The sequence below is a fragment of the Rathayibacter sp. AY1E8 genome (assembly GCF_002931415.1).
Classification (GTDB): Bacteria; Actinomycetota; Actinomycetes; order Actinomycetales; family Microbacteriaceae; genus Rathayibacter.
The window spans coordinates 1-2,208 of sequence record NZ_PSVI01000107.1 but is presented as its reverse complement, the minus strand read 5'-3'; the positions used below and the strand labels follow the sequence as shown (position 1 = coordinate 2,208).

The window sequence follows — 2,208 nt, the reverse complement described above, 5'->3', positions numbered from 1 at the left end:
GACCGCGCCGCCGAGGCGGGAGGCGCGTCCGCCGGCGAGCACGACCGCGTCGAAGCGGGGGAGCGGAGGCGGCGGGAGCACGGGACCGAGGCTACGCGCGCTCCGGTCTCCGCCGTCCCGGCTCCGGTGTCGGAGGTCGCGGCTACTGTTGACGGGTGGTAGCAGCCCTGTATCGCCGGTACCGGCCCGAGACGTTCGCCGAGATGATCGGCCAGTCCCAGGTGACGGATCCGCTCATGACGGCGCTCCGCACCAACCGCGTCAACCACGCCTACCTCTTCAGCGGCCCCCGCGGCTGCGGCAAGACCACCTCGGCGCGCATCCTCGCCCGCTGCCTCAACTGCGCGACGGGCCCGACCGACACCCCCTGCGGCGTCTGCGACAGCTGCGTCGAGCTCAGCCGCGAGGGCCAGGGCTCGCTCGACGTGGTCGAGATCGACGCGGCGAGCCACAACGGAGTCGACGACGCGCGCGATCTGCGCGAGCGCGCCATCTTCGCCCCGGCGCGCGACCGCTTCAAGATCTTCATCCTCGACGAGGCGCACATGGTCACGCCGCAGGGCTTCAACGCGCTGCTCAAGATCGTGGAGGAGCCGCCGGAGCACGTGAAGTTCATCTTCGCGACCACGGAGCCGGACAAGGTCATCGGCACGATCCGCTCGCGCACGCACCACTACCCGTTCCGGCTCGTCCCGCCGGCGCAGATGCTCGACTACACGCAGGAGCTCTGCGAGCGCGAGGGCGTGCACGTGGCGGCCGGCGTGCTGCCGCTCGTGGTCCGCGCGGGCGGCGGGTCCGTCCGCGACACGCTCTCCCTGCTCGACCAGCTGATGGCCGGCTCCGAGGCCGAGACCGTCGAGTACGAGCGGGCCGTCGCCCTCCTCGGCTACACCCACGGCGCCCTGCTCGACGAGGTGGTCGACGCGCTCGCCGAGCACGACTCCGCCGAGGCGTTCGGAGCGGTCGACCGCGTCATCCAGACGGGGCAGGACCCGCGGCGCTTCGTCGAGGACCTGCTCGAGAAGCTCCGCGACCTGATCGTCGTCGCCGCGACCGGGGGAGCGGCCTCGGCCGTCCTCCGCGGCGTCTCGCAGGACGAGCTCGACCGCATGGCAGGCCAGTCGCGCGCGCTCGGCCTGGCCGAGCTCTCGCGCATCGCCGACGTGGTCAACGAGGCCCTCACCGAGATGACCGGTGCGACCTCGCCGCGCCTGCACCTCGAGCTGATGATCGCCCGCACCCTGGTGCACGGCACCGGCGCCGGCATCGCGCCCGCTGCGGCCCAGGAGGAGCGCCCGCGGCACGTGGCCCCTCCGCGCGAGACCGCGGCGCCCGCCCCGCGGTCGTCCGAGGCGTCGCGCGCGTCCGAGCCGTCCCGTGCGCCCGAGCCCCACCACGCCTCGCACGCCGCCGCTCCCGGCTCGGTGCCCGAGTCCATCGCGGCCGCTCCGCGCACCGAGGCGCCGGTGACGGCGTCCGCACCGGTCGCTGCGCCGCCGGTGAAGGCACCCGGCGAGACGGCGGCCGCCCCGGAGGCGGACGAGTCCGCGCCGGCCGAGTCAGGACGCCCCCGCGCGACGACCGCCGCGGCGGCTCGTCCGGAGCCGGTCGAGCAGGAGCCGTCGGACCGGGCCGTTGCGTCTACTGAGGCGGCCCCAGCCTCGGCGCCCGCTGCCTCCGCACACGCTGCGGCCGCGGGCGACGCACCCGCCGACGGCGCGGTCACCCTCCAGCGGATGAAGGACACCTGGCCCGAGATCCTCGAGGTCGTGCAGAAGGCGAAGATGACCGCCTGGCTGGTGGCCTACACCGCCCAGGTGCGCGCCCTCAAGGACGACGTGCTGACCCTCTCGTTCCCGAGCCAGAACGACGTCGAGTCGTTCAAGATGCCGGGAACCGCTGGGCAGCCCGGAGTCAGCGAGTACCTGCGTCAGGCGATCCAGCAGGTCCTCGGCCTGCGGGTGAAGTACATCGCCCGCGTCGAGCCTCGCGCCGCCGCCCCGGAGGCCGAACGCGCCGCCGTCGAGGCGACCGCCGCGCCCGCTCCGGCTGCGCCGATCCCGGCCGCGACCGGCTCCGACGGCTGGGCCACGGTGGCGATCCCCGCCGATCCGACCCCTGCGGCCGAGGCGGCTGCTCCCTCCGCTCCGGTGGAGGCCCCCGCCGCGGCCGCCGAGCCGGTGCGCGCCGCCCCCCTCGCCGCCGCTG

General features: G+C 75.1%; 1 protein-coding gene. It reads left to right on the top strand.

Going from position 1 to position 2,208, the window contains the following annotated elements:
* Nucleotides 1-155: 155 nt before the first annotated feature.
* Nucleotides 156-2,208, top strand: a 2,053-nt coding sequence (locus C5C74_RS16790) for a DNA polymerase III subunit gamma and tau (protein ID WP_104351938.1), incomplete at its 3' end; no start/stop codon positions are given.